At 35.5% G+C, this 23622-nt stretch carries 15 protein-coding genes; 12 read left to right on the top strand and 3 right to left on the bottom strand.

Translation table 11 applies throughout. From position 1 onward, the window contains the following. Positions 1-138: 138 nt before the first annotated feature. From BHE19_RS14925 to BHE19_RS14915, 3 genes are all read left to right on the top strand, one after another. Positions 139-462 carry a GIY-YIG nuclease family protein gene (locus BHE19_RS14925; RefSeq protein ID WP_070907802.1) on the top strand — a complete coding sequence of 108 codons (324 nt, stop codon included), beginning with the start codon at positions 139-141 and terminating at the stop codon, positions 460-462. A gap of 490 nt (positions 463-952) precedes the next feature. After that, positions 953-1624: a copper homeostasis protein CutC gene (locus BHE19_RS14920; RefSeq protein WP_070907801.1), complete on the top strand. Its 672-nt coding sequence runs from the start codon at positions 953-955 to the stop codon at positions 1622-1624. Between the two features lie 295 nt (positions 1625-1919). Continuing rightward, positions 1920-2132, top strand: coding sequence for a SymE family type I addiction module toxin (locus BHE19_RS14915; protein ID WP_017494894.1), 213 nt, complete (start codon positions 1920-1922; stop codon positions 2130-2132). 120 nt (positions 2133-2252) lie between these two features. Here the strand turns inward: BHE19_RS14915 and BHE19_RS14910 are convergent, their stop codons facing one another. Together BHE19_RS14910 and BHE19_RS14905 are read right to left on the bottom strand one after the other, a co-directional pair. After that, a complete protein-coding gene (locus BHE19_RS14910; RefSeq protein ID WP_070907960.1) occupies positions 2253-4667 on the bottom strand; it encodes a TonB-dependent receptor domain-containing protein in 2415 nt (804 codons plus the stop codon). Between the two features lie 383 nt (positions 4668-5050). Beyond that, positions 5051-7465 carry an outer membrane beta-barrel family protein gene (locus BHE19_RS14905; protein ID WP_070907800.1) on the bottom strand — a complete coding sequence of 805 codons (2415 nt, stop codon included), beginning with the start codon at positions 7463-7465 and terminating at the stop codon, positions 5051-5053. Positions 7466-7780: 315 nt separating this feature from the next. On the opposite strand from BHE19_RS14905, the gene argS reads away from it, so the two are divergent. Then, positions 7781-9559: an arginine--tRNA ligase gene (gene argS / locus BHE19_RS14900; protein WP_070907799.1), complete on the top strand. Its 1779-nt coding sequence runs from the start codon at positions 7781-7783 to the stop codon at positions 9557-9559. A gap of 400 nt (positions 9560-9959) precedes the next feature. Further along, positions 9960-10670: a hypothetical protein gene (locus BHE19_RS14895; RefSeq protein WP_123923463.1), complete on the top strand. Its 711-nt coding sequence runs from the start codon at positions 9960-9962 to the stop codon at positions 10668-10670. A 507-nt stretch (positions 10671-11177) separates the two neighbouring features. Here BHE19_RS14895 and BHE19_RS14890 read toward each other — a convergent pair. Beyond that, complete coding sequence (locus BHE19_RS14890; protein ID WP_017494888.1) at positions 11178-12080, bottom strand: DUF6607 family protein; 903 nt, start codon at positions 12078-12080, stop codon at positions 11178-11180. A gap of 104 nt (positions 12081-12184) precedes the next feature. Here BHE19_RS14890 and BHE19_RS14885 point away from each other — a divergent pair, with 104 nt between their 5' ends. From BHE19_RS14885 to BHE19_RS14855, 7 genes are all read left to right on the top strand, one after another. After that, positions 12185-14296 carry a TonB-dependent receptor plug domain-containing protein gene (locus tag BHE19_RS14885; protein WP_070907798.1) on the top strand — a complete coding sequence of 704 codons (2112 nt, stop codon included), beginning with the start codon at positions 12185-12187 and terminating at the stop codon, positions 14294-14296. A gap of 20 nt (positions 14297-14316) precedes the next feature. Next, positions 14317-15399, top strand: coding sequence for an HmuY family protein (locus BHE19_RS14880; protein ID WP_017494886.1), 1083 nt, complete (start codon positions 14317-14319; stop codon positions 15397-15399). A gap of 292 nt (positions 15400-15691) precedes the next feature. Then, positions 15692-17176, top strand: coding sequence for an SGNH/GDSL hydrolase family protein (locus tag BHE19_RS14875; RefSeq protein WP_070907797.1), 1485 nt, complete (start codon positions 15692-15694; stop codon positions 17174-17176). An 82-nt stretch (positions 17177-17258) separates the two neighbouring features. Beyond that, positions 17259-18590 (top strand): GDSL-type esterase/lipase family protein, encoded by a 1332-nt coding sequence (locus tag BHE19_RS14870; RefSeq protein ID WP_233431382.1) that lies wholly within the window; start codon positions 17259-17261, stop codon positions 18588-18590. A 1-nt stretch (position 18591) separates the two neighbouring features. Then, positions 18592-20277 carry an MBOAT family O-acyltransferase gene (locus BHE19_RS14865; protein ID WP_070907795.1) on the top strand — a complete coding sequence of 562 codons (1686 nt, stop codon included), beginning with the start codon at positions 18592-18594 and terminating at the stop codon, positions 20275-20277. A 322-nt stretch (positions 20278-20599) separates the two neighbouring features. Further along, on the top strand, positions 20600-21952 hold the full coding sequence (ffh, locus tag BHE19_RS14860) for a signal recognition particle protein (RefSeq protein WP_017494882.1): 1353 nt from the start codon (positions 20600-20602) through the stop codon (positions 21950-21952). 130 nt (positions 21953-22082) lie between these two features. Next, positions 22083-22967, top strand: coding sequence for a bifunctional 5,10-methylenetetrahydrofolate dehydrogenase/5,10-methenyltetrahydrofolate cyclohydrolase (locus BHE19_RS14855; protein WP_017494881.1), 885 nt, complete (start codon positions 22083-22085; stop codon positions 22965-22967). The last annotated feature ends 655 nt before the right edge of the window (positions 22968-23622 follow it).

Raw genomic sequence — 23622 nt, 5'->3', positions numbered from 1 at the left:
TTATAGTCTTTTTTTCTCATGCCATTACTGTCCGGCTGAGCGGAGTCGAAGCCCCCTCGCTCCAATAGACAAATCAGTTATATTATAAATATATGTTTTTAAAAGATTTTTCTTACTTTTAATAAAAAGTAATATATTATGAAATTGTATTATGTCTATATTTTGAAATGTTCTGATAATAGTTATTACACCGGAGTCACAAATAATATTGAAAGAAGATTCAATGAGCATAAGTCGGGTTTACATAAGGGGTGTTATACTTTTAGTAGAAGACCTTTGGAGCTAGTTTTTTATACTGATTTTAAGTATGTGCTTCAGGCCATTTCATTCGAAAAACAAGTAAAGGGTTGGAGTAGAAAAAAGAAAGAAGCTATTATAAATGATAGATGGGATGATTTAAAACAACTGGCTGAATGTTTAAATGAAACGAGTCATAAGAACCACGTTAATAAGAAACTTTAGTGGTAAATGAGCCTTCGACTCCGCTCAGGGTGACATTTGGGATTCAAGAGGATAACGACAACGTTTGTCTGGCTGAGTGGAGTCGAAGCCTTTACGGTTTGTGAGCCTTCGACTTCGCTCAGGATGACACTCGGGTTTTGTTTACAGTCTTTTTTCTCATGCCATTACTGTCCGGCTGAGCGGAGTCGAAGCCTTTGCGGTTTATGAGCCTTCGACTCCGCTCAGGGTGACATTTGGGATTCAAGAGGATAACGACAACGTTTGTCTGGCTGAGCGAAGTCGAAGCCTTTACGGTTTGTGAGCCTTCAACTTCGCTCAGGATGACACTCAGGTTTTGTTTGTAGCTTTTTGTCTTCTACAATTACTGTCCGGCTGAGCGAAGCCGAAGCCTTTATGGTTGCTCTAACCTTTGATTTGCTTTGATCGTTCAGTTTTTAATTTATATTTTTGTTTGGCGTCATCAAGCTGGTGCCACTTTTAAATCAATCAAATGAAAAAAAATCAACTGGAGATAGCCTGTTTCAATTACGAATCGGCGATAATTGCGCAAGACAATGGAGCAGACAGAATCGAATTATGCGATGATATGCGACTTGGCGGGACAACGCCAAATTTGATAACAGCAGAAAGAGTTCGGGAAAAACTAACCATCAAAATGCACGTTATTATCCGGCCTCGTGGTGGTGATTTTGTTTATACGGAAGAAGAGTTTCTGGAGATGAAACAAGATATTAAACAACTTAAAGCACTGGGAGTTGATGGTTTTGTTTTCGGAATTCTAAATCAGGACGGCAGTGTAAATAAAGAACAGAATTTGGAATTGGTACAATTGGCTAGTCCGCTTTCCTGTACTTTTCATCGTGCTTTTGATGTTGTAAATTCCATCGAACAAGGATTGGAAGAGGTAATTGCATGTGGTTTTCAAACGATATTAACTTCGGGACGTGGAAAGAATGTTGAAGAAGGAATTTTTGATTTAGAATTGATTCAGAAATTAGCGAATGACCGAATTGAAATCATGCCCGGAGGAGGTTTGCGCTCTTCAAACATTAAATTACTTCAGGAAAAATTGCAGCCTACTTTTTATCACTCGTCTGCGATTACAGATCAGACAGAAACGGCAAATCCTGAAGAAATAAAAGAATTGAAAAACTTCCTGTAAACGGAATCTATAAAATAAAGGTCGGGTTTTAAAGGTAGGATTACGTTCGGACAAATGTTATGTTTTTTAAAGCCACAGATTAGATAGATTAAAATGATTTTTTTAATAGTGTATTTTTGAAAGAAATATCTTATATTTGAAACGCGAATCAATATAAGAGAAATTTCATGATTAATTTATCAATTTTAAAAATCAAAGATAAAGCCTGGTGGAGAGCGGGTGCAAGTCCCGTGCTATACAAGTTCTCTTGTTGGTTCGCAGCATCGTCAGGCCTCTTTTTAAAAAACTCAATGTTATGCGAACCAACAAGAGACAAACAATCAGACGCCCGGATGTGCGTAGTCTGAAAATTCAACCCAAAATGAGATTTAATGAATACAGTCAGAAAAAAGTTCCTGAGATCAAACTCTGCGGAAACTGGATGCAGAAACTTGGCTTCGAATTTGGAGAAAGAGTAATTGTGACTTGTATGCCTAATCTGCTGATTATTCGACCGATCGAACAGTAAAATCAAAAGGGATCAATTAAGCTAACAGAAAATAGAATTCAACAAAAAAAGTCCGGAGTTTACAAATCCCGGACTTTTTATTTTTAAATAAATAATTAAACTTTAGTGATGAATGCGGTATTAAAGGACTCCACCACTACTGCCAATATTGTTCTCTTCTCTATTTTTACGGTTCATACCGTTAATTTTTGCTCCTCCAAAATTGTAGGTCAGACCTAAATAAACCGTTTGACTTTCCCAAGTGCTCAGACCTGAGTGAGGGTAAGGGTATTGTGTGTCGAAAGAATATTTCATCGTATCGAAAACATCATTAAAACGAAGACTGATATTCATTTTATCGTTCAATAAAGTATAACGCGTGCCTATGTCCATTTTGTACATTTGGTGGCTGTTGCCCTGAAGACCGTCACTTGGTCCGTTATAAAGTCCAAATAGTAAAAAGCTCATGCGTTTGTTTACTTTAAAATTAGAGCTTATTCTACTGGTAAAAGCTGAAACTGTAATTTTTCGATCGATTGGCGTTCCTGTGTTTGTGATCGGGTTTAATGAAAAAACAATTCCTCGCTGATTGATACTTGAAAAGTCAATCGACGGTGCGATATCCCACCATTTTGTGATCTTGTAATTAAAAGAAGCTTCGAATCCATAAGCCGTATTATGATCAAAATTGGTATAAGATACGATTAGTTTATTGCCCACTGCCTCATTATAATCCGTATCTATGACTCTGCTGATCTGATCGTTGATACCTCTGGCATAAATCCCCAAATTTAAACTCCCTTTTTCTAAGGTCTTCGTGTAATTTATCTCTACAGAATTAGTGAACTGAGGTCTTAATTCAGGATTCCCCAATGTCGTTACCATTGGTGTCGAAAACTCACGAATAGGTCTTGTTTGTTCTAAACTCGGACGGTCTACACGACGGCTATAGCTCAATTGTATGGTATTCTTTTCATTTAGATTATAAGTAAAATGAGCAGATGGATATAACGTGATATAATCGTCATTAAACTTATCCTGACCATGATTAAAACTAGCAGCTGCTTTGTAACTTTCAAAACGTGCGCCTAATTGATAACTGAATTTTTTGAATTTCTGACCGAATGTTACATAAGCTGAGTAGATATCTGTATCATAAGTATAGTAGAGCAGTTGATCCTCGGTTGGGTTAGCAGGGTTTATTCTGGCATAATCATTTTCTGATTTTGTGATTCTGGCCTCGGCACCTAATTCCAAAGTTGTTTTTTCGTCCAACGGATTAACATAGTCCAGGTTGACTGTATTTAGTTTACGATGACTTTTGTTTAAATCTGTATAATTTACATTTTTGACAGTGTTGTCAGGAGCGCTGTTTTGAGTGTCAAAATGGGCTTGTTGCGAGGCATTGTATTTACTGAAGTTTCCTTCAATATCTAAGGTGTGACCTTCTTTTTTAAAGAGATGTTTGTAAGCCAGATTGTAAGTTTCCATTTTTTGAGGGCCGAAGTATCTGGAATTTTGCAAGATGTTGCTGATTTCAGGATTATTGTTGTAGTTGATATTAGCGTCAACAAATACATCCTGATTGGATTTACTTTGATTCGTGTAAAAAGAAATAGTGTTTTGCGCGTCAATGAAATAATCCATTCCGATTTTATACAGATGAGAGTCGGCAATCGATTTAAAGTCTATTTTTTGATAAAGATCCTGATCGAATCTTTGAAGAGAACTGTCGAAAAAATAGGTTCCTAAATTTTGACCGGCATTTCCATAAAAATTTACTTTTCCGTTTTTATAATTCAAATTCACGGATTGATTGTGTTTGGTAGCTTCCCCAAAAGTGATTCCTCCGCTGTAACTTCCGTTAAAACCTATATTGGTATTTTTAAGTAAAACGATGTTGATGATTCCCGACATTCCTTCCGGATTGTATTTGGAACTTGGATTGGTGATCAGCTCAATTTTTTTAATAGAGGTTGACGGGATTTGTTTCAACAATTGAGCCGGATCAATATTACTGGGTCTTCCGTCAATCAATACTCGGACATTATCATTTCCGCGAAGCGAAATTTTTCCGTTTTGATCTACATTGACAGATGGAATATTATTCATAATTTCAGAAGCTGTAGCTCCGGCGGTGGTCAGGTCTTTACCGACTGTGATTACTTTTCGATCTAGTTTTTGTTCAATAGTTGAGCGTTCGCTAATAACATTAACTCCTTTAAGTTGTGTCGCTTCTTCTTCAAGAGCAATTTTAATACTAGCCTCTTTTTGATCTTCACTTAAAATAACAGATCCCGTGTATTTCTTAAATCCGATATATTGAATTTCAATCGTGTAATTTTTTAGAGCCAGATTTTTAATGGTAAAATCGCCATTGTCGTCAGTGTTAACTCCTACGATAATTTTTCCATTGTCTTTAAGCGAAACTGTAGCATAAGAAATAGGAGTATGGTTTGATTTTTCGGTAACTTTTCCGGAAACAGTTCCGGAAGTTTGTGCCTGCAGAGTTGTCATTGTGGTCACTAAGACCAGTAAAAGTAATTTTAATTTCATGAACATGTGATTGATTTGATTGATGATTGTTTCTTTTGAAATACTTCAAAATGTATCACTAGAGACCGTCTTTTCAATCCGATGTTACAGTAAAAATTAAAATCAGAAATGCCTTTTTTGTGATGTGCTGTTTTAGAGTAAATTAGTTTTTGAATTTTTGATAATTTTAACAATTTGTAGGTTTAGATTCCGGAAATATTTTTAGCTTCTTCAATAGAATAAGGGGGTAACACAGGAGGCATGTCTTATTATTGTAAGTATGACAGGAATAAAAACAGCGATTCAATTTTAACCAAAGTTGTCAAATATCCATAAAAAAAAGCCCGAAGTTGGCAAACTCCGGGCTTTTAAAAAACTATTAAAATCGATTAGCAAAAGTTGGATTAGAACAATCCGCCTCCACCTTTATTGGTATTGTCTTCTCTTTGTTTACGTTGCAGGTTTTTGATTTTAGCACCTCCAAAGTTGTAAGTTAACCCTAGATAAACAGTTTGGCTTTCCCATGTAAATTGCCCTGAATGTGAATAAGGATACTGAGAATCAAAAGCGTATTTCATGGTGTTAAACACGTCGTTAAAACGTAAACTGATGTTCATTTTATTGTTTAACAAAGTATAACGGGATCCCATATCCATTTTATACATTGCATGGCTGTTATTTTGAAGACCTTCAACTTCACCTCTGTAAAATCCGAATAATAAAAAGCTTAAACGTTTGTTTACTTTAAAGTTAGAATTCATACGTCCGTTGAAAGCACCAACAGTAATTTTTCTTTCCAAAGGACTGCTTTTTTGAGTTACAGGATCGTATACAAACACAATACCTTGTTGGTTAATGCTTGAGAAGTCAATCGATGGTGAAATATCCCACCATTTTGCAATTTTATAAGTGAAAGAAGCTTCAAAACCATAAGAGGTGTTACGGTCAAAGTTGGCATACGTCAGGATTTGCTTGTTACCACTTGGATCTGTATCGTCCGGAAGTAAAACTCTGCTGATTTGGTCGTTGATGCTTCTCACAAAAACACCTGTAGTAAAGCTTCCTTTTTCGAAAGTTTTAGTATAATTTACTTCTACAGAATTCGTAAACTGAGGTCTTAATTCAGGATTTCCTAATGCTGTAATTAAAGGAGTAGAAAACTCACGAATAGGTTTTGTTTGTTCTAAACTCGGACGGTCTACACGACGGCTATAGCTAAACTGTAACGTGTTTTTCTCATTCAGATTGTAAGTCAAATATGCCGATGGGTATAACGTGATGTAATCGTCATTGAATTTGTCAAGACCATGATTTAAATTCGCAACCACTTTATAACTTTCGAAACGAGCACCTAACTGATAACTGAATTTTTTGAATTTCTGTCCGAATGTTACATAAGCAGAATAAATATCAGTATCATAAGTATAATTAGAAACTGGAAGTGCAGCTAACGGATTTCCGGTGATATAATCGTTATCTGTTTTTGTAATTCTGGCTTCGGCACCTGCTTCAAGAGTCGTTTTGTCGTTTAATGGATTTACGTAATCAATGTTTAAAGTACTTAGTTTACGAGTACCTGCAATATAATCGTTATAAGACTGATTGTTTAAAGTATTGTCTTTCTTTCTTATTTGCGTATCAAAACCAGCATTTTGGGTTTCTTTATTGTCACTATAGTTTCCTTCAATATCTAAGGTATGACCTTCTTTTTTAAAGATGTGTTTGTAAGCTAAATTATAAGTTCCTACGTTATCCGGACCAGTATATTTTGATTTCTGTAGCATATTGTTAATATCAGAACTGCTTACATTGCTGTAATCAATATTGGTGTCTACAAAAAACTTACCGTTTGATTTGTTCTGGTTGGTATAAAAAGAGATCGTATTGTGATCATTGATGAAATAATCCATCCCGATTTTATACAAGTAAGAATCATTTTCGTTCACAACATCAATTTTCTGACGAATGTCCTGATCGTATCTGTTGATGAAACCATCATTGTAATAAGTTCCAAAATTTTGTCCCACGTTTCCAAAGAAATTTACTTTTCCTGTCTTGTAGTTCAAATCTAAAGACTGATTGTACTTCGCTACTTCTCCAAAAGTAATTCCCCCGCTATAACTTCCGTTGAAACCGGTATTGGTGTTTTTGTGTAAGATGATGTTGATGATACCAGACATTCCTTCCGGATTGTACTTGGCACTTGGGTTGGTAATCAACTCAATTTTTTTGATTGACGTTGATGGAATTTGTTTCAACAACTGAGCAGGATCAATGTTTGAAGGTCTTCCGTCGATCAATACACGAACGTTATCATTTCCGCGAAGCGAAAGTTTTCCGTCCTGATCTACGTTTACAGATGGAATGTTGTTCATGATGTCAGAGGCAGAAGCACCGGCAGTAGTCAAATCTTTTCCGACAGTAATTACTTTTCGGTCAATTTTTTGCTCGATTGTCGAACGCTCACTTACAATGTTCACTCCTTTAAGCTGAGTAGCTTCTTCTTCAAGCGATACATTAATGGTCGCCGTTTTTTTGTTATCACTTAAAAGTAAAGAGCCTACATATTTTCGAAATCCAATATATTGAATTTCGATAGTATAACTTTTTAAAGCCAGGTTTTTGATAGAGAAATCTCCGTGATCATCAGAATTAACTCCTGCGACTACTTTCCCGTTCTCTTTAATCGAGATGGTTGCGTAAGAAATAGGAGCACTGTTTGATTTTTCAGTAATTTTTCCGGAAACACTTCCTGAATTCTGTGCATTTGCTGTTGTTATTACACCCAGTAATACGAACAGAAAGAATTTTAGTTTCATAATGCAATAATGATTTTTTGATGGATTGATGATGATTGCTATTTTGCTTTTGTTTTTTTGCCCTCAAAACTAATTTGAAGTCTCTATTAAGACTCGTTTGCTAAAGATATGTTACAGAAAAAAGTGAAAAAAAATATTTCTTTCGTAAGATCGTCTGTTTTATAATGGGTTAGGGTTTTGGTTTTTGCATAATTTTAACACTTGAAAGGAGAGGTTTTTTAAGAAATTGGAACTGTTTTATTCGATTTAATATGTTTTTGATTTTCTGTAATTGATGAATAAGCAGTATATTTGCACACTTTAAAATAAGTTTACATGTCATTATCACAAATTCTTACACCTTCTATACAAAAAGCAATACAAGCATTATTTGATGTTACTGTTGAGAAAATCGAATTTCAAACTACCCGAAAGGAATTTGAAGGCGATATCACAATGGTGATTTTTCCTTTGTTGAAAGTGATCAAAAGCAATCCTGTCGAACTGGGAAATAAAATTGGAAATTATCTGGTAGAGAACGTTTCTGAAGTAGCACGCTTTAATGTGGTTTCGGGATTTTTGAATATTGTCATTGCAGACAGTTATTATTTGAATTTCTTCAATGTAATAAAAGACAATACCAAGTTCGGATATGTAACACCAAATCCGGAAGATAAAGCAATCATGGTTGAATATTCTTCGCCAAACACTAATAAACCTTTACACTTAGGTCACGTACGTAACAATTTGTTAGGATATTCTGTAGCTGAAATAATCAAAGCATCAGGGAAAAAAGTATACAAAACACAGATTATCAACGACCGTGGAATCCATATTTGCAAATCGATGCTGGCCTGGCAGAAGTTTGGAAATGGTGAAACTCCGGAAAGTTCCAATCTAAAAGGAGATAAATTAGTAGGGAAGTACTATGTTGAGTTTGATAAAGCTTACAAGGCAGAGATCTCTCAGCTAATGGAAGCCGGAAAAACAGAGGAAGAAGCAAAAAAACAGTCTCCAATCATTATTGAAGCACAAGAGATGCTTAAAAAATGGGAGTCAGGAGACGAAGCGGTAATTTCGCTTTGGAAAATGATGAACCAATGGGTTTACGATGGTTTTGCTATCACTTATAAAAATCTGGGTGTTAATTTTGATAAATACTATTATGAGAGCAATACCTATTTATTAGGAAAAGATGTGGTTCAGGTAGGTCTGGACAAAGGGGTTTTTGAAAAAGATCCTGACGGTTCCGTTTGGATTGATCTTACTGATGAAGGTTTAGATCGTAAAATTGTTTTGCGTTCAGATGGAACTGCTGTATATATGACACAGGATATCGGAACAGCAATTCAACGTGTAAAAGACATGCCGGATGTGGGCGGAATGGTATATACAGTAGGTAACGAACAGGATTACCATTTTAAAGTACTGTTTCTTATTCTGAAAAAACTAGGTTTTGACTGGGCTTCAAGCTTGTATCATTTATCATACGGAATGGTTGATTTGCCTTCAGGAAAAATGAAAAGCCGTGAAGGAACCGTTGTAGATGCCGATGATTTGATGCAGGATATGACCGATACAGCGAAACAAATTTCTGAAGATTTAGGAAAACTGGACAGTTATTCAACCGAAGAAAAAGCCAAATTGTACCAAACCATTGGTCTTGGGGCATTGAAATATTATATCTTAAAAGTAGATCCAAAAAAACGTATTTTGTTTAATCCTGAAGAATCTGTTGATTTTGCCGGAAATACAGGTCCGTTTATTCAGTACACTTATGCGAGAATCCAATCGATAATCCGTAAAGCTGATTTTGAATTTTCTGTAAAGACAAATACGGAAGAATTACACGAAAAAGAAAAAGAGCTGGTAAAACAAATTGAGCTTTTCCCGGAAGTAATTCAAAATGCAGCACACAATCATAGTCCGGCTCTGATTGCTAATTATACTTATGATTTGGTAAAAGAATATAATTCTTTTTATCAGTCGGTACACATATTAGGAGAAGTAGATTTAACTAAAAAAGTATTCAGAGTGCAGCTTTCGCAAAAAGTAGCTGAGGTTATCAAAGCCGCTTTTAGTTTGCTGGGAATCGAAGTTCCGGAGCGCATGTAATTGCTGTACAAAAGATAAAATACAAAGGGTCGATAATTATGAATGTAATTATCGACCCTTTTTTTTGTCCACCCGAAATCTAAAAGTCTATTGCTTTTCGAGAGTAGAAAGGGAAATTTTCTAAAGAGTTACGATCGAAGAGAACTATATTTTATTAGAAAATATAAGGTAATTAACACGAAAAACAGGTAAAGGTTTTTGGGGCGAATTTTCGTGTAAAAAACACAATTTAACATTTGTAAATCTCGTTTTTATAGCTATGTTTACGGTAAGAAAATAATTTATAAAAAAAGTTGGTGAAACCAATAAATATAGGCTGTTAGCTAAAAATTTCCTGTTAAAATAATAATCGAGGAAGCCGAAAATCGCAAGAGTAGGCAAAAAATTAACCAAAAAACAAATGATTAAAAATTCCTTTTTACTATTAGTGTTTCTAGTAGTGTGTTGTTCTGCAAATGCGCAAGATTTGATTTCTCCTTCTTATGGATTTTCTCACAGTAAAACTGCTTACATTACTTTAGCTGATGGTACCGAAATAAATGGTACTATTAAAGATATTGACAGAGACAAAGGTTTAATTGAGTTCATCAAATTACAAGATGGAACGGGTAAAAAACACAAACTAAAACCAGAAGATATTAAATTCATGTACTTGCCACCAAGCGGATTGGATAACTTAGGGAAAAGACTAAATTTTCTTGAAGACTTTAAAAAATGGAATGACGATAAGTTAAACCAGGATTTCTTAAACCAAGGATACGCTTATTTTGAAACTGCTGACGTAAAAATCAAAAAAAGAAACAGCAAATTGTTAATGCAATTACTTAATCCTTCATTCAGTAAAGAATTTAAAGTGTATTGTGATCCTTATGCAAAAGAAACAACTTCATTAGGCGTTGGAGGAGTTAAATTTATTGGGGGTGATGCAAAATCTTACTATGTTGCTAAAAAAGATTCTCCTGCATTTTTATTGAAGAAGAAAGATTATAAAAAAGAATTTGTGCCATTATGGGGAAGCTGTGAAAAAGTAATTGCTGCAAATCCTGAGCCTAAATGGACAGATTTAACGAAACATATCGTTTCTTATTCTGAGTGTACAGAAGCTAAATAATAGTTCATGTAAAACGTATTTTTTATACATAGCATAAATTAAAGGGCTGATAGTTTTATAACTATCAGCCCTTTTTGTTTTTTCTAGATTCTTATTATACGGTCTTGAATAATATAGTCAAAATGCTGGATTTTAGTCTTCTGGAAAAAAGTGCAAAAATAGTCTGTTATTTGCTTGTGTGTTATAAAATAATATATTAATTTTCCTACTTTAATAAAGGAAGTACAACAGGGTACTAATATCCTTATTTACAGACTCTAATATCACTTCAAGAGTTTTTTTTAGCATTTCCGCGAGGATTATTCCAAAATATCTATCATAGAGATTAAAAATACCAACCTTTTATTAGTTGATTTATGCTGTTTTGAATTAGTAAGCTAATAGCTTTATTAAACATAGAAGGTAGCAGACCGTTTGGATTTATTTTCAGACGGTTTTTTTTTATGCATAAAAAAGCCGATAGTGACAAACTATCGGCTTTTAGAATATAAGTAGAAAAAGAATTTCTTATTTTACGAACTTATTAATGATTGCATCAGTTTCTGCTTTTGTAGCAGTTGGTTTCAAATCAAACAGAAGAGAGTAAAGTGCTTTTCTGTCTACTTTAGCTTCTAAGTTTAAGTCCTGGTGTCTGTCAAAAAGAGTTTGCCATTTGTCACGAACATTCTTCCAAAGCGCGTTGTTTTCTTTCCACCATTTTTGAGCAGCGATACATTTAATATCCGGAACTTTAGTGTAAACGTCCAGACCTTTTTCTTGCGCTAATAAAACATCTTTTCCGCTGTCGTCACGTACCAATTTGTCATTGTCTTGCTCATGATTCCATCCTGTAGCTGTAATTTCGTGAATGTTTCTTCTTTTTAAAACATTATAGTCATTACGTTTGGTTTGCTCTCTTCTTGGAAGTGGTGCATCTGCAATGTTTGCCCAGTAGTTTTGCCCGTCTACGTGTACCCATGTCGAAGATCCTTCGTAACGTGGACTATCGTCTACCTGAAATACTTTTTGTGTCCATTGGCCTTTTACTGCTTTTTTGTCCAGTTGTTTGTATTTCCATGAAGTCCCTTTATTAAAGGTATATAAATCAGTGTTTTCATACAACCAGTCTTGTCTCCAGTGTTTGATGATCATGTCATCACTCACTATTAATAAGTGTTGCATTACAATTTTGTTAGGAGTGTCTTCTAATAACTCTACCCATTCTAATGCAGATTCGTGTTTTGTTTCTGATGGTTTATAAGTCGCCGAATCTTTAGCGTATTGAAAAGTTTCTGCGAAATTAAACTTCACTTCGTAGCAACCACACATAGATTTGATGGATTTGATGTCTTGTTGCTTTTTATCCTGACTGAAACCAAGGCTACAAGTCAAAGCCATAACAGCTGAAAAATAGAGGCTTTTTGAAATCATAATGTAATATTTTGTTTTTAAATTTTCGCAAATATATGTATTTAATTTAGAACAAATAAAAATAATTTATACATTTGCGCCATTATTAAGATTGAATAAAAATAATGAAAATCAAATTTATCTTTTTTGCAGCTTTTCTTTTTTGTCAAATATCTTTTGCACAAAAGAAAGATACCACGGCTGTAAATAAACTTTCTGAAGTGGTGGTTACCGGGCAGTTTGAGCCACAGTCTATAAAAAAATCAGTGTTTAATGTTCGTGTGATTTCTAATCAGGACATACAAAATTTAGCAGCAAATAACTTAGCAGACGTTTTAAATCAATATTTAAATATCACCGTTAGACCTAGTGGAACAACCGGGCGCTCAACCGTTTCCTTGTTTGGATTAGATGCACAATACTTTAAAATTTTAGTGGATAATATACCATTAGTTAATGAAGCCGGTCTGGGGAACAATACAGATTTGTCTCAGATTAACCTAAATGATGTGGATCATATTGAAATTGTAGAAGGTTCTATGGGAGTTAGCTACGGAGCCAATGCTGTAAGCGGAGTTCTTAATATTATAACTAAAAAATCATCTAAATATAAGTGGGATATTAATGCCGCAGTGCAAGAGGAGACCGTTGGAAAAGAATACGCTCTTTTTGATAAAGGACGCCATATTCAATCTTTACGTGTAGCGCATACTTTTAATGAGAACTGGTTTGTAAGTGTAGGAGCAAATAGAAATGATTTTCAAGGTTTTTTAAATGGTAAAAAGGGTAAGGATTACTTTCAAACTGATTTTATGCGAGGTTACAGTTGGTTGCCAAAAGATCAGTTAAACGGAAACGCAATGCTATCGTATCGAAAAGACGATTTTCGATTCTTCTATAAATTTGAGTACTTAGATGAAGATGTAGATTTTTATAATAGTACAGTGCAGTCTCTTTTTAATCCTACTTTGGGATCCTATCGTGCTGCTGATGATAAAAGATATTTTACCAACAGGTACTTTCATAATTTAAATGCAACCGGATCGCTGTTCTCACAATTAACGTATAATGTTTCTGTTACACATCAGAAGCAACAGCGAGAAATAGAGAATTTCACGTATTATTTGTTTACTAAAACTGAAGGGGCGAACGAGAAGAAGAAAGATCAGTCGATGGAAGTTCTTTCTTCTACAGGGACATTAAATAATTTTTTCTCAGACAAAAGTATTGATTTGCAGGTGGGATATGAATTTGTAAACAATAAAGGATTCGCACTTGTTCAAAAAAAGAATAATGTGATTGAATCGGTTTATAAAACGATAGAGAACTATGATTTTTTTGTTTCTTCAGAAATTATGGCTACCGATCGGTTTTCTATAAAACCGGGATTGAGATTTTCGGCACAGTCTAAATTTAAAAATCAATATGCTTCTTCAGTTGCATTAAGATATTTGTTTGATAAAGGAGTTGAGTTGAGAGGATCGTATGGTAACGGTTTTAGAACTCCAAATTTTGAGGAATTATATGTGAATCAAATTTTCGATGGGCACTTTTTTGCAGGAAATGAAAACTTGATTCCGGAAACAAGTACTTCTTATGAAACAAGTGTTAAAAAGTTTACTTCTTTTCCTTCAGGACTACAAATATCAAATACAATTGGGGGAAGCTACCTGGATGTTAATGATAGAATTGACATGGTATTTATAGGGAACAATCCAAATACCGGTACGCCTGAAAATCAATACATCAACATTAGTAAATACAGAATGTGGAATTTTTCTACAACGAATCAGTTAAGATTAAATAGCTTGACGATTAATGTTGGAGCTGCATTGGTAGGAGTTTCGCAGCGATTAGACAATCAAAAAATTGTTTCAAACGATGATTTTCTCTATTCGTTTAATTTAAATGCAAGTGTATCTTATAACATTCCAAAGTGGAAAACAATTATTTCGGGTTATTACAAGTACAACGGAAAAACGCAACAGTTTGAGGAAGGTGCGTCAGAATACGTGCTGTCTACTATCGCTGCCAGTAATTGGTTTGATGCATCAATCAGAAAGAATTTCTTCAAAGACAGATTTGAAGTAACGGTCGGAGCAAGAAACATTTTTAATGTAACCGATGTAAACCGAAGTAAAACAAGTGGAGGATCGGCACATGCAACATCTTCGAATTTAATGCTCGCATACGGACGTTCTTACTTTTTTAAATTAGCATATAATCTTAATCTTTAAATACTTAATACATAAATACAATGAAAAAACTTTTATTATTATCATTCGCTTTCTTATCACTTGCATCTTGCTCAAGTGACGACGATACTAAGGTCGAGATCCCGACCGTTGGAGCAACTTTACAGCCGACAGTTGGAGGTCCTAATCAGCCAAATCAGGTTTACCTTGATTTAAGTGCTGCAGAATTTAAAGCAGTAAACAGAGAATCATGGGATTTCGGATTCTCATCAGGAGATGATTTTAGAGTTGTTTTGAACGGATCTGTTAAAATGGCTGTTAAAAAATTAGCTACATCAGATATTACAGTATCTCAAACAATCGACACCAATGTTTCAGTTGGAGCTGGTGAGAACCCTTCATCAAACGGATATGTTGATAATCCAACTGGTGTTTTAGCTGGTGCAGGAGCAGGAGTAGGAACTGCTATTGCTGAAGTTTCTGCAACAGATGCAGACAATAAAGTATATTTAGTGAATCTTGGATTTAAAGTTTCAACAGCAGTACCGGCAAAAGGTTCCGTTAGTGTTGATGGTGATTCAAGAGGATGGAAAAAAGTTAGAATCTTAAGAAGTGGTAATGGATACAAAATCCAATACGCTGATTTGACTTCTACTACATTCACAGAAAAAGTAATTTCTAAAGATGCTGATTTTAATTTTACATTTTTCAGTTTAGCGACAGGAAATACAGTTGCAGTTGAACCGCAAAAAGCAAAATGGGACTTAAACTTTACCGTATTTACCAACTATTTTAATATGGGTAGTGGTGATGTGACTTACGGTTTTTCTGATTTTATCACAACAAATGCAAAATCTGGAACTCAGGTTTATCAGGTTTTAGTTACGGCTGATGTAACTTATGCTGCTTTTGCTAAAGCAAATGTAGTAGAGTCAAATTTCACGCTTTCAAAAACAGACCAGAGAGTTATTGGTTCTAACTGGAGAAGTGGTGGTGGACCAACTACTCTACCAAGCATAAGAGCAGATCGTTTTTATGTGGTTAAAGATGCAGCCGGAAATTATTACAAAGTTAAATTCCTGGCGATGACCAATGAAGCAGGAATTAGAGGTTATGTTACTTTAGAGTACGCAATCCTTAAATAAGAAGAAGATAGAAAACCCGAGTAATTAATTTGTTCGGGTTTTTTTACATCTGTAGTCTATCACATTCAACTTATTTCAAATTTTAGTTAATAATTGACTTTGTTTTTTTTATTTTTTTTTGATCAAGAGGCTGGATTCGTTCAGCCTCTTTTTTTTGTATTATTTTAATGTTAAAAAGAACCTAGAAATTAATTGTTTAATTCTATCTTTGCCCGTACTTTTTTATAAGGAATTAGTAGGAATTTTGAAATGAAATTTTTAGTGAATCCTTTCTTCAAATTTATTATTACGAGTGAATACAAAATCTTATTTCTTTCAGTCTTTTGCCATTGTGGCACTGGCATTTATAGCTTTCATCGGATTTAAGCAAATCTTGCCGGACAAGATCTTTTCGGATAGTAAAGTAGATTCTAAAAATGTACTAATCGATAGTCTGCTTTTAGAGTCAGTCGCAAATGATTCTCTGGAACAGGGTGGAGACAGTCTGACCGAAGATGAGAAAAATGAAATGAGGGAAAAGATTGTTTTCGATGCTTCGGAAGGAATCGAATTTCCGTCTGAAACTTTCGATAACTACAAAGGATACCAATACCTGATTTCTTTTTACGAAAAATTATACCAGTTGGAGAATAATCCGCAAGCCAAAGTCAGAATTGCCTATTATGGAGATTCCATGACCGATGGTGATTTAATTGTGCAGGATGTTCGGGCCAATTACCAGGAACGTTTTGGCGGAAGCGGAGTTGGTTTTGTGTCCATCAATTCAGAATCTGCAGCATCACGTGGTTCTGTAAAATCTTCAGCTTCCAAAAACTGGAAAATGCAATCGTATTTGAACGTAAAACATCCAACGAGTCCATTTGGAGTAAACGGGCATGTGTTTTTTGCTAATGATAAATCAAATACGACCTGGGTTCAGTACGAAGCAGGTTTAAACAAACACGCAACAACTTTAGATAGTCCGACTTTGTATTATGGCAGAGGGTCTAAAAAAGGTAATGTAAATTTCATTATCGGCAAAGATACCTTGCGAAAAAGCCTTGTACCAAACAATCTGATCAACACTCTAAAAGTAACTTCGGGAAGCATAAAAGGATTTAAAGCCAATTTTATTCATGCCGATTCTATTCCAATCTATGGTTTTAATTTTGATAGCGGAAACGGGGTTCATGTAGACAACTTCTCGCAAAGAGGGAACTCAGGTTTGCCAATTTCTACCTTTAATTCGAATGTTATGCAGGGGTTCAATAACAGTTTAAAGTACGACTTGGTTATTCTACATTACGGAACCAACGTTCTAAATTATGGGACCAAGAATTACAATTGGTACCAAAGAGGTATGACCAAAGCGGTGAATAAAATTAAAGAATCTTTTCCGGGAGTTTCGATCCTGATCATTTCGACAGCCGATAAATCTACCAAGTACGATTTAGAGATGAAAACCGATTCAGCAGTTGTTCCATTAATGAGAGCGCAAAAAAGATACGCTCTTGAAACCGAATCCGGATTTGTGAATTTGTACACCTTAATGGGAGGTGACGGATCAATGGTGAAATGGGTAGACGAATCTCCGGCCAGAGCCAATAAAGATTATACACACTTTAATCAGCGTGGGGCAAAAGCTATTGGTAAATTAGTATACGATCAATTGAACAAAGGTTACGAGCAATATAAAGTATTACGGGTAAACAGAGAGGCTGATACCAACAAACGGAAAGCAGCCAGGAAGACCAATACAGATTCCGTAGCGGTAAAAACAGATAGCGTAAATGAATAGATTAATTATCTTCTTTTGTTGTCTTTTTTTCTCAACAAATGATAAAATACCAAAGACAGATTCAATTCCAATTACAAAAAATATGATGCATAAAGCCGATACAGCCGCTGTTGATTCTTTTTCAGGAGACAGGATTTATAATGCAGAAGTCTTAGTGCCGTTTTTTTTGAAATTGAAGTCGAACGAAAGTCAAAATAGTCAAAAAATCAATATGGTCCATGTGGGAGATTCGCACATTCAGAGTGATTTAATGACCAATGAGATTAGGAAAAAACTACAGCAAAAGTTTGGTAATGGCGGCCGTGGGTTAGTTTTTCCGTATCAACTGGCTAAAACAAACGGCTCTTATAACGAGCGGTTTCGTTCCAACAGAGGCTGGGAAAGTTATCGAAACATTCATCCTGTCAAAAATGTTCCCGTTGGTTTAAGCGGAATTGCACTTTGGAGAGACAATGGCGGTTTTGCTGTTGAACTGAATGTTAAAGATGCTGCGTATAATTTCAATACCATCAAAATTATTACGCCTCAAAATCAGAACATGTTTGATTTAGCGATATCCTCTCAAACCAAAACGATTCAATCTACAGAGCGAAAAGTGATTACGCACAAAATCAAAAAAGGAGAAGCGATCTCGACAATTGCTGACAAATACAATGTTTCGGTAGCCGATATTAGAAAAGACAATCATCTGAAATCGAATAACATTCGCGCGGGAAGAACGCTTAAAATTCGAACAAATGAGACTAAGCCGAGAAATATTACGAGTTCAGAATTTGTTCCTTTAAATTTGGAATCGGACTCGTTTACTCATTATTACAACTCTGAAAAAACGTTGAGTCGTATTTTCCTGCTTCCCAATAAAGAAGCTTCAAAGTACGAATTGAGCGGAATTGTTTTAGAAAAAGATACCCCCGGTTTAATTTACAGCAGCATTGGGGTAAATGGAGCCAAGTTTTCAGATTATAATAAGTACCCGTTATTTTTTGAACAGCTAAAAGCATTGCATAGCGATCTTATAGTTCTTTCGCTAGGAACAAACGAAAGCTACGATCATATGGAAGCTTCGGCGTATATAAAGGAATTGCGTGATTTTATAAAAAATGTGAAAGAACACAATAGTAAGGTTTCTATCATCGTGATGACTCCGCCTCCTTCATTACTCAAAGCAAGAAGACCTAATGTTTATATTCGCGATTACGCAAAAAGTATTATTGAAATAGCAAAGACAGATGGTTTTGCAGTTTGGGATTTATACGATGAATTGGGAGCGATGGAAGGAATTAGAGGTTTAAAGTCCTCTGGATTAATTGGCCCGGATTGGGTTCATTATTCAAAAAAAGGATATGAAAAACAAGGAAACTTGTTTGCAGAAGCATTTTTAAAAGCATACGATAATTTTAAATTAAAGAATTAAGTTGATTACAATAGATAGCATAAATAATTGGTTCATTCAGAATTTTGGCGCGATTACTCCGGAGCAGGTTCGAAGCTGGTTTATATACAATCCTGAAGAAAAATTACTGTTTAATACCGGTTTGTTCCTCGGATTATTTCTGGTTTTTTATTTTGTGTATGCCTTTTTACGCAAAACATTTTATTTGAGATTAACATACGTTATCCTCTTTTCGCTTTTCTTTTATTACAAGTCAAGTGGAATTTACTTTCTGCTATTATTACTTTCGTCTGTTGTTGATTACGGCCTGAGTCAGATCATTTACAGAGAAGCAAAAGACAGTACAAAGAAAATTTATCTGGTGATCAGTGTAATTCTGAACCTGGGATTGTTGGGGTATTTCAAATACATGAACTTCATGATTGTTACCTTCAATGATATGTTTCATGGAAATTATGAACTGCACGATATTTTTCTGCCGGTTGGAATCTCATTTTACACCTTCCAGTCGATGAGTTATATTATCGAAATCTACCGTGAAGAAATTAAACCAACCAAAAATTACATCGAATATTTGTTCTTCGTTTCTTTCTTCCCGCAGTTGGTGGCAGGACCAATAGTTAGAGCAAAAGATTTTTTACCTCAGATTTATCAGAAATTAAACCTGACCAGAGAAGATGTAAACAACGCTTTGTTTTTGATTATTGGTGGATTGATTAAGAAAACAGTAATTTCAAATTACATCTCTATAAACTTCGTTGATCGTGTTTTTGACACTCCGATGAATTATACCTCGTTCGAAAATTTAATGGCATCTTATGGATATGCGATTCAGATTTACTGTGACTTTTCAGGATATTCAGATATGGCAATCGGAATCGCTTTGCTATTAGGATTCAAACTTCCGGCGAACTTTAGAACGCCTTATAAGTCAACTTCTATTACCGATTTCTGGAGAAGATGGCATATTTCACTATCCACCTGGCTGAAAGACTTTTTGTATATCTCGATCGGTGGAAATCGCGAAGGAACATTCGCAGGGTTTTTATTCCCAAGTTTATTCTTCTTCGGATTATTGCTTTGGGGAATTTCAAACATAAACGAAAGTTTCATTCCACTAGGGATCGCAATTGGGGCATTAGTGCTTTTCTGCCTGACCTTTTTACTTTCGAAAAAGAAAAACCAAACATTGGTGACCAATTTCAATTTGTTTACCACGATGCTTTTAGGAGGATTGTGGCACGGAGCCGGAGCACAGTTTATTGTTTGGGGAGCATTACACGGATTGGCATTAGCCGTTCATAAAATTTTCATGGAATTCTTCCCTCCCAAAAAAGAGGGCAAAGGTTCTGGATTTTTATGGAAATTCTTTTCAATCGTCATTACCTTCCACTTTGTTGTTTTCTGTTGGATATTTTTCCGTGCCAGAGATTTTGAAACAGCACTTCAGGTCATTAATAATATTGGTCAGTTAACTTTTGAGCCGGAACATTGGCAGGCAATCATAATAGGTTACAAAAATGTCTTTTTATTGATGCTTTTCGGATACGTTTGGCACGTCTTGCCGGAAGCTATTACCTCTAAAATGAAATTAGTTTTTGATAAAACACCTCTGATTGGAAAAGCAATTATTCTGGGATTTACGTATTGGATAGTCTATGCAACAGCAGTTGCCGGTTCGCAGCCGTTTATTTACTTCCAGTTTTAATTAAGAAGGGGCAAAGGGACAGAGTTACAAAGGCGCAAAGGTTTATTCCTTGCGTCTTTTTTGTTTTCGCAGATTTAACAGATTAGGCAGATTCCTTTTTTAGATTATGTATGTAAAAAAATCGGCGATATCTGCTAAATCAGCAGGAAAAAATATTGGGACTTCGCATCTTTACAAGCAAAAAAAACCTAGCGAGCTTTGCGTAAAACTTTGCGCTCTTTGCGGTAAAATTAGCGTACACTTCAAGTTTAAATGTGATTAAATAAAAATTGCCTGAAATGCCTAATTAGATTATCTTTGCACTTCAAATAAAGAAAAAAGTATGTTTGATAATTTAAGTGATAAGTTAGATAAAGCCTTCCATATATTAAAAGGACACGGTAAAATTACAGAAGTAAACGTTGCCGATACTTTAAAAGAAGTTCGTCGTGCCTTACTTGATGCCGATGTTAACTTTAAAATTGCTAAAGATTTTACCACTAAAGTAAAAGAAAAAGCAATTGGTCAGGACGTTTTAACAACGCTTCAGCCGGGACAATTACTGGTGAAGTTAGTTAAAGACGAACTAACCGAATTGATGGGTGGTGATGTTGCCGGTGTTAATCTTTCCGGAAATCCTTCTGTTATTTTAATGTCAGGACTTCAGGGATCGGGAAAAACAACCTTCTCAGGGAAACTGGCCAATTTCTTAAAGACAAAGAAAAATAAAAAACCACTTTTAGTAGCGTGTGATATCTACCGTCCTGCGGCGATTAATCAGTTACATGTTGTGGGAGATCAAATAGGTGTTGAGGTTTATTCAGAGCCGGAAAATAAAAACCCTGTTGAAATTGCTCAAAACGCAATCAAACATGCAAAAGCTAACGGTTTTAACGTAGTGATTGTCGATACGGCTGGTCGTTTAGCAGTAGATCAGGAAATGATGGATGAAATTGCTCGTGTTCATAAAGCAATTCAGCCTCAGGAAACCTTGTTTGTTGTAGATTCTATGACAGGACAGGATGCTGTAAATACCGCAAAAGCCTTCAATGACATCCTGAATTTTGATGGAGTTATTTTAACAAAATTAGATGGGGATACACGTGGTGGAGCTGCAATTTCGATCAAATCGGTTGTAAACAAACCAATCAAATTTGTAGGTACGGGGGAGAAGATGGAAGCAATTGATGTTTTCTATCCGGATCGTATGGCTGAGCGTATCTTAGGTATGGGTGACGTTGTGTCGCTTGTAGAGAGAGCACAGGAGCAATTTGATGAAGAAGAAGCGAGAAAACTTCAAAAGAAAATTGCTAAAAACGAATTTGGTTTTGATGATTTTCTTACGCAAATTCAGCAAGTAAAGAAAATGGGTAACATGAAAGACTTGGTCGGAATGATACCGGGTGCTTCAAAAGCCATGAAAGACGTAGAGATAGAAGATGATGCTTTTAAACATATTGAGGCGATCATCCACTCGATGACCCCGATAGAAAGAAGTAAACCTTCGATAATCGACGTGAAAAGAAAAGCCAGAATCGCTAAAGGTTCCGGAACCAAAGTCGAGCAGGTAAATCAGTTAATGAAGCAGTTTGACCAAATGAGCAAGATGATGAAGATGATGCAGGGTCCGGGCGGAAAAAATCTGATGAAGATGATGGGCGGAATGAAAGGAATGCCAGGCGGAATGCCGAGATAAAATAAAAAAGTTTCAAGTTTAAGGTTTCAGGTTATGAAACTACAACTTGAAACTTTTTTGATTAATATAAATAGGTGTTTCGCTTTTAACGTGAAACCGGAAATTTTAAATCAGAAACTAAAATAAAACAATGCAACTACTAGACGGTAAAAAAACAGCTGAAGACATTAAAAACGAAATTGCAGCCGAAGTTCAATCGATAAAAGATGCCGGAGGGAAAGTACCTCATTTGGCAGCAGTAATCGTTGGAACTGACGGAGCAAGTTTAACTTACGTAGGAAGTAAAGTGAGATCTTGCCAGCAAATAGGCTTTGATTCGACTTTGGTGAGTTTACCCGAAACAATTACAGAAACAGAACTACTGGCAAAAATTAAAGAACTGAATGAAGACGATAATCTGGACGGATTTATTGTTCAGTTGCCTTTGCCAAAACACATCAGCGAACAAAAAATTCTAATGGCTATTGATCCGGACAAAGATGTGGACGGCTTTCATCCTGCGAATTTTGGAAAAATGGCTTTAGAGATGGACAGCTTTATTCCTGCAACACCATTTGGAATCATGCAGTTGTTAGAGCGTTACAATATTGAAACTGCAGGAAAACATACTGTTGTTATTGGCAGAAGTCATATCGTGGGCCGACCAATGAGTCTTTTAATGAGCCGTAAAGGAAATCCGGGAGATTCTACAGTTACGCTAACGCACAGCAGAACCCAAAACATTGAGGAGTATACCAGAAGTGCTGATATTATTATCACGGCATTAGGTGTGCCAAATTACTTAAAAGCCGACATGGTAAAAGATGGGGTGGTCGTAATTGACGTTGGAATTACAAGAGTGGAAGATGCTTCGCATCCAAAAGGTTATGTGATTACAGGAGACGTTGATTTCGACGGTGTAAGTAAAAAATCATCATTTATCACACCGGTTCCAGGTGGAGTAGGACCAATGACAATCGCTATGCTGCTTAAAAATACACTTTTAGCGCGTAAAATGCGAAGCGCTAAGAATTAATAGTGTAGAAATAAATTTTAGATTAAAGCCTGTTCGAGAGAACGGGCTTTTTTTTGGATGGGGTGAAGTTAATGTTGGAATCTCAAGGTGTAGTCCCTACGGGACAAGACGAATCAGGTTAGTTGTTGTGTTACCTTTATTTGATCCTTATGGGATAAGCTTTTTCAAGAGTTTAATGTTAGTGTAGAAAAATGCTGTAATGGCTATTATGTTGTAATTACCTATTGTCTACGATATTGACTCCGTTAGGAGTCACATATCTGCAGAAAAAAGGTAAGTTATCTGTTGTTGTTAGCGTTTATTTATTCGCTACAATATAAACTCCGTTAGAAGTCACATTTCGGTAGAAAAAATAAGAAAAAATGTCCTATAGGGACTATCCATGTTTTATAAAGTTGGGATTTGGAATTTTTTTTAGAAAAGAACGCAAAAAAGACTCCGTGCATCTCTGTGCCAGCTTTGTGAGTCTTCGCGGGATTTTTTGGGTTCCGCAGAGGCTCGCAGAGATTACACAAAGCAACACAAAGTAATACGATAAAAATCTTTGTGAATCTTTGTGAATCTTTGTGAATCTTTGTGAATCTCCGCGCATCTTTGCGAAATTTTTCCAAAAATTAGCTTGTCAATTCAAAATAAAACATAACTTTGTATCTCA

The sequence above is a fragment of the Flavobacterium tructae genome (assembly GCF_001853485.1).
In the GTDB taxonomy this organism is placed as follows: Bacteria; Bacteroidota; Bacteroidia; order Flavobacteriales; family Flavobacteriaceae; genus Flavobacterium; species Flavobacterium tructae.
Note: the sequence above shows the minus strand (reverse complement) of the source record. Positions and strands in the feature narration are given on the sequence as shown.

Excerpts from the sequence above, each read along its gene's own strand:
- BHE19_RS14905 (WP_070907800.1), bottom strand. The coding sequence starts at position 7,465 with ATGAAACTAAAATTCTTTCTGTTCGTATTACTGGGTGTAATAACAACA.
- BHE19_RS14885 (WP_070907798.1), top strand. The coding sequence starts at position 12,185 with ATGAAAATCAAATTTATCTTTTTTGCAGCTTTTCTTTTTTGTCAAATA.
- argS (WP_070907799.1), top strand. The coding sequence starts at position 7,781 with ATGTCATTATCACAAATTCTTACACCTTCTATACAAAAAGCAATACAA.
- BHE19_RS14925 (WP_070907802.1), top strand. The coding sequence starts at position 139 with ATGAAATTGTATTATGTCTATATTTTGAAATGTTCTGATAATAGTTAT.
- BHE19_RS14870 (WP_233431382.1), top strand. The coding sequence starts at position 17,259 with ATGATGCATAAAGCCGATACAGCCGCTGTTGATTCTTTTTCAGGAGAC.
- BHE19_RS14915 (WP_017494894.1), top strand. The coding sequence starts at position 1,920 with ATGCGAACCAACAAGAGACAAACAATCAGACGCCCGGATGTGCGTAGT.
- BHE19_RS14855 (WP_017494881.1), top strand. The coding sequence starts at position 22,083 with ATGCAACTACTAGACGGTAAAAAAACAGCTGAAGACATTAAAAACGAA.
- ffh (WP_017494882.1), top strand. The coding sequence starts at position 20,600 with ATGTTTGATAATTTAAGTGATAAGTTAGATAAAGCCTTCCATATATTA.
- BHE19_RS14890 (WP_017494888.1), bottom strand. The coding sequence starts at position 12,080 with ATGATTTCAAAAAGCCTCTATTTTTCAGCTGTTATGGCTTTGACTTGT.
- BHE19_RS14880 (WP_017494886.1), top strand. The coding sequence starts at position 14,317 with ATGAAAAAACTTTTATTATTATCATTCGCTTTCTTATCACTTGCATCT.
- BHE19_RS14895 (WP_123923463.1), top strand. The coding sequence starts at position 9,960 with ATGATTAAAAATTCCTTTTTACTATTAGTGTTTCTAGTAGTGTGTTGT.
- BHE19_RS14910 (WP_070907960.1), bottom strand. The coding sequence starts at position 4,667 with ATGAAATTAAAATTACTTTTACTGGTCTTAGTGACCACAATGACAACT.
- BHE19_RS14920 (WP_070907801.1), top strand. The coding sequence starts at position 953 with ATGAAAAAAAATCAACTGGAGATAGCCTGTTTCAATTACGAATCGGCG.